General features: G+C 74.0%; 9 protein-coding genes. 2 read left to right on the top strand and 7 right to left on the bottom strand.

The window, feature by feature from the left end; translation table 11 throughout:
• The 7 genes from NBZ85_RS23870 to NBZ85_RS23840 all read right to left on the bottom strand — a co-directional run.
• Positions 1–343 (bottom strand): FHA domain-containing protein (locus NBZ85_RS23870; RefSeq protein WP_261562634.1); only part of this gene is annotated, 343 nt, incomplete at its 3' end.
• A 120-nt stretch (positions 344–463) separates the two neighbouring features.
• The gene (locus NBZ85_RS23865; protein ID WP_261559307.1) at positions 464–1,000 is read right to left on the bottom strand and encodes a Rieske (2Fe-2S) protein; all 537 of its coding nucleotides are present in this window, start codon (positions 998–1,000) and stop codon (positions 464–466) included.
• Positions 1,001–1,036: 36 nt separating this feature from the next.
• Positions 1,037–1,609, bottom strand: a complete 573-nt coding sequence (locus NBZ85_RS23860; protein WP_261559308.1) for a DUF6529 family protein — start codon at positions 1,607–1,609, stop codon at positions 1,037–1,039.
• A gap of 130 nt (positions 1,610–1,739) precedes the next feature.
• Positions 1,740–4,373 carry an aminopeptidase N gene (gene pepN / locus NBZ85_RS23855; RefSeq protein ID WP_261562633.1) on the bottom strand — a complete coding sequence of 878 codons (2,634 nt, stop codon included), beginning with the start codon at positions 4,371–4,373 and terminating at the stop codon, positions 1,740–1,742.
• Positions 4,374–4,430: 57 nt separating this feature from the next.
• Complete coding sequence (locus NBZ85_RS23850) at positions 4,431–4,904, bottom strand: hypothetical protein (protein WP_261562632.1); 474 nt, start codon at positions 4,902–4,904, stop codon at positions 4,431–4,433.
• Positions 4,897–5,262 (bottom strand): hypothetical protein, encoded by a 366-nt coding sequence (locus tag NBZ85_RS23845; RefSeq protein ID WP_261559311.1) that lies wholly within the window; start codon positions 5,260–5,262, stop codon positions 4,897–4,899. Before NBZ85_RS23845 ends, NBZ85_RS23850 begins: the two co-directional genes overlap by 8 nt.
• A gap of 125 nt (positions 5,263–5,387) precedes the next feature.
• On the bottom strand, positions 5,388–6,170 hold the full coding sequence (locus NBZ85_RS23840) for a helix-turn-helix domain-containing protein (protein ID WP_261562631.1): 783 nt from the start codon (positions 6,168–6,170) through the stop codon (positions 5,388–5,390).
• 67 nt (positions 6,171–6,237) lie between these two features.
• Here NBZ85_RS23840 and NBZ85_RS23835 point away from each other — a divergent pair, with 67 nt between their 5' ends.
• Positions 6,238–7,155, top strand: a complete 918-nt coding sequence (locus NBZ85_RS23835; protein ID WP_261562630.1) for an LLM class F420-dependent oxidoreductase — start codon at positions 6,238–6,240, stop codon at positions 7,153–7,155.
• A 59-nt stretch (positions 7,156–7,214) separates the two neighbouring features.
• Positions 7,215–8,012: ABC transporter permease (locus tag NBZ85_RS23830; protein ID WP_261562629.1), on the top strand; the 798-nt coding region annotated here is incomplete at its 3' end.

Raw genomic sequence — 8,012 nt, 5'->3', positions numbered from 1 at the left:
GCATCTGGGTCGACGGCACCCGCAGGGTCAGCGTCCCGCTCACCGGCGGCGGGGGGATCAGCACGACGAGGGGACCGTTCGCGGTGCCGAGATGCACCTGGACCTCGCCGCCGGTGAGCGGGACGCTGACCCTGCGGGTGCCGTCGACCCAGATGCCGTTGGAGCTGATGTCGCGGGCGAGCCAGCCGGCGCCGCTGGGCTCCAGCCGCAGGTGCCGGCGGGAGACCCGGCCGTCGGCGATGACGACGTCGCAGTCGCGGCCGCGGCCGACGACGTGGTCGCGGTCGGGCGGTAGCACGGTCTCGCCGGCTGGGGTGACGATCCGCAGCGCTGTCGGGTCCACTGCTGGTCCTCTCGAAGCGGCCCGGCCGGGGGCCGGCTGGGCGAGTGCCGGCCGGACAGGTCGGGCCGAACAGGTTGGCCGAGCGGGTTGATGCGGTTGGGGCCATGGTCGGCCGGGCGGTCAGGCGCGGAAGACCTCGTTGCCGCGGACGGTCACCGCGACGGGGGGTAGGGGCGCCTTCGCCGGGCCGGCGAGAGGTTGGCCGGTGCGGGTGTCGAACGCGCTGCCGTGGCACGGGCAGCGGATCCGGCCGTTCGACACCGCGTTCACCGAGCAGCCCTGGTGGGTGCAGACGTTCGAGAAGCCCTGGACCTTGCCAGCGGCGTCCCTGGTCAGGACGATGCCGGCGTCGCCGAGGATGATCCCGCCGTCCGCAGGCACGTCGCCGGCCCGGGCCAGCGGCGCCGCTGTGCCCCCCGAACCGCCCGAGGCCGCGCCCTTCCCGCTGGAGTCGCCGGTGCTCCCCGAGCCGCCGGTGGCGCCTGCGCCACCGGAACTGCCGGCGGCGGCCGACGTCCGGCCGTACTCGCCGGACCGCCCGGACGTCGCCTTCGCCGCGTCACTGTGATCGGCCACGACGTAGCCGACCGCCCCGGCGGCCACGGTGACCGCGATTCCCGGAACGATGGTCCGCCGGCTCGGCGCTTCCTGGGTCATTTTCTCTTCCTCGATATCGGGCCGGGGAGCGTCGACTCAGACATGGGGAATTCCGGACTGGGTGAAGAACCACAGCGAGGCGCTCAGCCAGAGCACGACGAGTGACGCCAGAACCGTGGAACCCAGCACCGGCAGTGCCCACCCGGGCAGGCCGCGCACCCGTAGGCCGAGCATCTTCGCCGCATAGGCGCCGTAGAAGAGGCAACCGACGACGCTGTGCACCAGAACGCGGGCGTCGGTGTCGGCGAAACCGAGCGCCCAGATGCAGTGGAAGGCGACCGGCAGGGTCAGGACGAACGCCGCCGTGCCGCTCCATCGATGCAGCCCACCGGCCCAGGACGGCGCCGGGCCCGCCCCGGGCAGCCGGCCCCACATCCACAGCGCCGTGATGAGCTGGACGATCAGAAGAAGGGTGGCCGCCGTCGTCAGCCATGCTTTCATCGGCAGCATTCCGGAAAAGCCGAGAGTGAACACGGGCCGGCCAGCGGGGTCGTGGACTTTTGCATATACGCCCATCGACACGGCGACGGCGGCGCCGAGCAGAAGAACGCCGGCCGTCGTCACGCCCCGGCCGGTCGATTGATTGGGCGCCTGTGCGCCGACTGCCATGCCGCCCCCGCTCCGCGAACGATCGTTTCTGCGGAAACTATGCCCGAGGGCTTCCGTTCGCGCTGGCGATCGTCGGCGGGACGACAAATTCGTTACGGACCTTTCGGGTCCACTTGTCGCGCCGGCCGGGTCAGGCGCGGGCGCGGACGGCGCGGCGTAGCTCGTCGGTCGCGTCGACGATGACCCGGCGTAGCACCGGGTCGAGGCCGCCCCGGTCGAGCAGGGCGTCCGCGTCCCGCAGCGTCCCCGCCGACACGGCGTACTGGGGGTAGGCGAAGGTGGCGATCTGGCGGGCGGCGTGCGGGGTGCGCCGGGCGGTCATCGCCGGCATCTGCTCGAAGTACCGGGGCACGTACGCGGCGGTGAGGTCGCCCTGCTCGGGCTGCCAGAAGCCCTCGGCGGTCGCCCCGATCAGCCGCGCGGACGCACTGTCGTCGGCCACGATCATCTCCCAGGCGCGGGCCTTCGCCGCGGCGTCCGCGATGGCCGCGCGGGCCCGTGCCGCGTGTTCGGCGGCGCGGGCGCTGCGGTCGCGCCGGCCCTCCGCGGCGATCTCGGTCTCGCCGGCGCGGCCGAGCACGACCAGCCGGTGCAGCAGCGTCCAGCGCAGCTCCGGGTCGATGAGCAGCCCGGCGGGCACGTCCTGCCCGGCCAGCCAGGCGGCGAGCCCGTCGACCTCACCGGGTCCGCTGCATCCGATGACGCCGCGCGCGGCCGAAAGCTGGCGGCCGCTGCCGGGACCGGCGTCCGCCAGCGCCCGCAGGCAGGCGGCGTGCAGCCGCGCGCCCGCGGCCGGCCGGGCGGACGGGGCGAGATAGCGGGTGAGCGCGGTGGCCCGGGCGAAGCGCAGGGCGTCCTCGAAGACGGCGAGCTGGGTCTCCGACGGCAGCGCGGAGGCGGCGAGCGCCAGGTAGTCGGCCGCGGGCCACTGTGCGTCACGGGTCGCGTCGGCCGCCGCCGCCCAGATCACCGCGCGGGCCAGCGGGTCGGCCATCCGGGGCAGCACGGCCGGCAGGGCCGCGAGGTCGTCGGGGGTGAACCGCACCTTCGCGTAGGTCAGGTCGCCGTCGTTGACCAGCAGCAGCCGGCCGGCCTCGGCGCCGGCCAGCGCGGTGACCGCGGTCCGCCCGTCCGCCGCGGCCGGGTCGATGTCGACCTCGACCCGGCGCAGCAGCTCGATCGGTGCTTCGCCGCCCCCGCCGCCCTCGCCGCCCTCGCCGCCCTCGCCGGCGCCGCCGCCCTCGCCGGCGCCGCCGCCCCCGCCGGCGCCGTCCGCGGGGCCGTAGATGCCGATGCCGAGGCGGTGCGGGCGCAGCGTCGGGTAGGCCTGCGGCGCCGTCTGGACGACCGCGACCTGCTGGTAGCGGCCGTGGGCGTCGACGGTGACCTGCGGGCGCAGGGTGTTGACCTGCTCCCGGCGCAGCCACAGCTCGGCCCAGCCGGCGAGGTCGCGCCCGCTCGCCTCGCTCAGTGCGGTCAGCAGGTCGGCCAGGGTGGCGTTGCCGTAGGCGTTGCTGGTGAAGTAGGCGCGCAGCCCCGTCAGGAACGCCTCGTCGCCCACCCAGGCGACGAGCTGGCGCAGCACGGAGGCGCCCTTGGCGTAGGAGATCCCGTCGAAGTTCAGCAGCGCCAGCGCGGTGTCCGTGACGTCCGGCGGGGCGACCGGGTGGGTGGAGGGCCGCTGGTCGGCGGCGTAGCCCCAGCTCTTGCGGCCGACGGCGAAGCTGGTCCACGCCTGCGTGAACCGGGTCGCCTCGGCGGTCACCCGGTAGCCCATGTACTCGGCGAACGACTCGTTCAGCCACAGGTCGTCCCACCAGCGCATGGTGACCAGGTCGCCGAACCACATGTGCGCCATCTCGTGGGCGATGACGACGGCCCGCAGCTCGCGTTCGGTGTCGGTGACCGCCGAGCGGTACACGAACTCGTCGCGGAACGTCACGCAGCCCGGGTTCTCCATCGCTCCGGCGTTGAACTCGGGGACGAACGCCTGGTCGTAGGTGCCGAACGGGTAACGGTCGGCGAACAGCTCGTGGTAGCGGTCGAGGCACGCCCGGGTGACGTCGAAGATCTCCGCGGCGTCGGCGTCCAGGTAGGGCGCGAGCGAGCGGCGGCAGAGCAGGCCGAGCGGGATGCCGTCGTGACTGTCCTCGATGACGTGGTACGGCCCCGCGACCACCGTCACGAAGTACGTGGCCAGCGGCGGGGTCTCGGTGAACTCCCAGCGGCCCGGGGCAGTCTGCCGGCCCGCGCCGTTGGCCCGTACCACCCAGTCGGGGGGTGCCAGGACCGTCAGCCGCACCGGTGCCTTGAGATCGGGCTGGTCGAAGCAGGCGAACATCCGCTGGGCGTCGTCGAGGAACGTCTGGGCGTACAGGTACACCTCGTCGTCCTCGGGATCGGTGAACCGGTGCAGCCCCTCACCCGTGTTCGAGTAGCGCATCGTCGCCGTCACCGTGAGCTCGTTCGACGGGCCGAGGCCGGTGAGGGGGAGCCGGTTGCCGTCGAGCGCCGCCGGGTCCAGGGCCCGGCCGTTGAGCCGCACCAGATGCGCGCTCACCGGCTTGACCTCGGCGAACGTCGCCGGCCCGCCCTCGCCCGGGGCCAGGATCGCCGCCGGTTCGCGCAGGCTGAAGCGCACCCTGGTCGTCGAGCCGAACTCCGTCGACGTCCGGGCCGCCGTCAGGTCCAGCTCGATGTCGTACCCGTCGACGCGCACCAGGTTCGCGCGCGTCACGGCCTCGTCCCGGGTAAGGGTGTGCATACCGCGAACCTACGAGATGGCCGGGCCGGGGGGATGGCGGTCTCGGCAGACGTCTGGTCAGGGGTTCGTCGACTCCCGGGCTGGTCGATCGGTGGTCCGCGCGCGCGCCGCGGTCCTGCGCAGCCAGGTCAGGCCGACGATCGGCAGGATCACCGGGATGAAAAGGTAGCCGCTGCCGTAGTTCGACCACACCGCCTGGTCGGGGAACGCCGCCGAATCCACGACGCTCGCGGTCCCCACGGCGAGCACGCCGAGCAGCTCGGTGGCGCAGGCGGTGACGGCGACCCGATGCCAGGCCGCGCCGCGACGGGCCAGTGCCACCGTCGCGACGACGTAGACCACGGCCGCGAACGCCGAAAGCAGGTAGGCCACCCGGGCGTGGTCGAACTCGGTGGAGATCTGGACGATCGACCGCGAGCAGGCGGCCACCGCGAAGATCGCGTAGACCGTCACGAGGATCCGCCCCGGCCCACCCGCCGTCGGCGAGGCTCCGCGGATCGCTGTCTCCTTCACCTGAGCTGTCTCATCCACCCGTGCTCTCCCAGACCTGGCCCAACCGGACCACGATGATGGCGACGGCGAGGCACGCGACGCCCAGCACTCCGCTGCCCCAGCGGGAGCGGTCACCCAGCGACCACCACACCCCGACGGGCAGCGCCACGACCGAGGCGACCAGGTACAGCACGAAGTTCGTCGGCTGGTCGGCGTGCGAGCCGCCGGCCACGATCACGATCGCGGAGATCACCTGGGCGAGCAGGACGGCCTCGACCACCCCGGCGGCGGCCAGCAGCCCCACCCCGACCGCCCGATCGCGCCAGGTCTGCAGCAGACAGGCCGCCCCGGCCACGAGCGCGCAGGCGATGGACGCGGCCGCCAGTCCGTCGATCATCGATGGCGTCCCGCGCCGCCGTCCGCAAGCATCCCGCCGCCCTTTCCGATCTCGCCGCGCGTATCACCGCGCGGTCACCCGCATTCCTGTCTACGACGGATGGTAGAAGGTTGTCGCCGGGCGTGTCAGACGGGACAGTCGCCAGCGGCAGATCCCACCGGATGGCCCACCTCCGGTGCCGGCAGCCCGCCCGGGAGATAGCCACGCACGGCCGCGACGAGCCCATCCCGGAAGTCGATGACCAGCGCCGCCGGCAGGGGAGGCCAGGCCGGGCCGGCCGGGAGGCGGCCGAGAAGCGTGCATTCGATCACCACGCTCCCGCTGTCGGCGCTCCCACCGTCGGCGACATGCATCCGGGCATCGTGGATGGCGATCTTCAGCCCGAGCCCGTTGAGATCCCGTAGCCGGTCGGCGATCTCGACGCGTCCCCGCAGCCGGCGCGGCAGCGGGCAGGCCGGGTCGGCGAGGGGGAACTCCACGACCGCATCCGGGGTGCACAGTGCCGTGAGCTCGACCCAGCGGCCGTCGCCGGCACCGGCCAGTAACCGATCCATCGCGTCCTGGCCGGTCAGGTCGGTGCGGTCGGTGCGAGTGTCGCGGTCGGTGAGGGTGTCGCGGTCGGTGAGGGTGTCGAGCAGGCCGGGGAAGCGGCTGTCGACGTCGGCGGCGCGCAGCCGCATCCGCCGCTGGCGGCCCTCGACGGTCGTCGAGGTCAGGCCGGCCTCGCGCAGGACTCGCCAGTGGTTCGACAGCGTCGACTTCGGGATGTCCATGCCCGCCGGGGCGCAGGTGACGTCGGGCTGGGAGCGCAGGCGGCGGACGATCTCCAGCCGGACCGGGTCACCCAGCGCGTGCAGGATCACCGCCAGGTCGAGATCCGCGGTGGCCGGATGGGGCAGGCGTCGCACGGCGCCAGCATATTCAGCCCATGCCAGACAGTTTGATAGTTCGGGATTATCGAACTATCTTTCCGTCATGATCCCGGTTGGCCTGGCCCTTGAACTGTCCGCTCCGGATGTCCCCAATGCCGTCGACGACCTCCTGGGGCGTGCCCGCCGGGCGGCCGACGCCGGCCTGGCGTCGCTGTGGCTGGGGCAGGGCTACGGTCTCGACGCGCTGACCGCGCTCGCCCTGATCGGCCGGGAGATCCCGGCCATCACGCTGGGCACCGCCGTCACGATCGTCCCCGCGCGGCATCCGATTGCGATGTCCAGCCAGGTGCAGACCACTCAGGCGGCGATCGGTGGCCGGCTGCGCCTCGGCCTCGGCGTCGGGCACCGCGCATCGGTGGAGCAACGGTACGGGCTGCCGTTCGACCGGCCGGCACTGCGCCTGCGGGAGTACCTGGCGGCGCTGCTCCCACTGCTGCGCGAGGGCGCGGTCGACGTCCGCGGCGAGACCGTCACCGCGGTCACCGGCGGCGTGTCCGCCCGCGTGCCCGGGGCCACGCCGCCGCCGGTCCTGCTCGCCGCGCTCGGCCCCGCCATGCTGCGTGTCGCCGGTGAGGTGGCGGACGGCACCGTGACCTGGCTGGCGGGGGCGCGCACCATCGGCGAGCACATCGTCCCGGCGATCACCCGCGCCGCCGCGGGCCGGCCCGCCCCCGAGATCGTCGTGGGCCTGCCCGTCTGCGTCACCGACCACCCGGACGAGGTGCGCGAGCGCGCCGCCGAGTCGCTGGCGCTGTTCGGGACCATTCCGTCCTACCGGGCGATGCTGGACCGGGAGGGCGTCGACTCCCCGGCGGAGGTGGCGATCATCGGCGACGAGCGGCAGGTCGAGCGGGAACTCGGTCGGCTCGCCGCCGCGGGCGCGACGCACCTCCTGGCCAACCTGCAGATCGCCGGGGCGGCGGAATGGGCCCGCACGGTCGAGTTGCTCGGCTCCCTGTAACCGATGGACGATGACGCGACCAGAACCGAACGACGTCCGGGACGCAGAAAGGGGCCGTCGTGGACGTCGAGGCGAACCTGCGGCTCGTCGTGGGGCTCGCGCTGCTGCTCGCGGCGGCGGTGGCCTGCCTGACCTGGGCTCGGGTGCCGCGGCGCCGGGATGTGCTGACCGCCTCGGCCCGGGCGGTGGCCCAGCTCGCGCTGATCGGCCTCGCGCTGCGGGGGGTGTTCGCCGCGCCGGCGACCGCGGCGGCTGTGCTCGCCGTCATGCTGGTGGCCGCCGTGGGGACGGCGTCGCGGCGGCTGGTCGGCTTCCCGGCGGCGGTCCGCCGGGTCGGCGTGTCCTGCCTGCTGGGGGCATCGGTGGCCCTGGGCGTGGTGTTCGCCGTCGGCGCGGTGGAGGCGAACGTCCGCAATCTCGTCGCCCTCGCCGGCAGCGTCGTCGGCGGGACGATGACGGCCTGCACGCTGACGGGCCGCCGGCTCGCCGACGGGCTGCGCCGCCGCCGCGACGAGGTGGAGGCGTGGCTGGCGCTCGGTGCGACGCCGCGCCGGGCCGTCGTCGACATCGCCCGGGACAGCGTGGCCGAGGCGCTCGTCCCACCGCTCGACCAGACCCGCACCGTCGGGCTCGTCTCGCTGCCAGGGACGTTCGTCGGCGCGCTGCTCGGCGGTGCGTCCCCGGCGACCGCCGCCCGGCTCCAGGTGATCATCCTGGTTGCCATGCTGACGGCGCAGAGCATCGCGGCGGTATCGCTGTCCTACCTGCTCGGCGCGCCGGCGCAGCTCCCACCGGTGATGGCGGAGCCGTCCCCGCGCCCGGCGGAGCGGGGGCTGCGGGGGCTGCGGGAATCGTGG

Source organism: Frankia tisae (assembly GCF_025403405.1).
Lineage (GTDB): Bacteria > Actinomycetota > Actinomycetes > Frankiales > Frankiaceae > Frankia > Frankia tisai.
The sequence above is the reverse complement of the archived record's forward strand: the minus strand, read 5'-3'. Positions and strand labels throughout refer to the sequence as shown.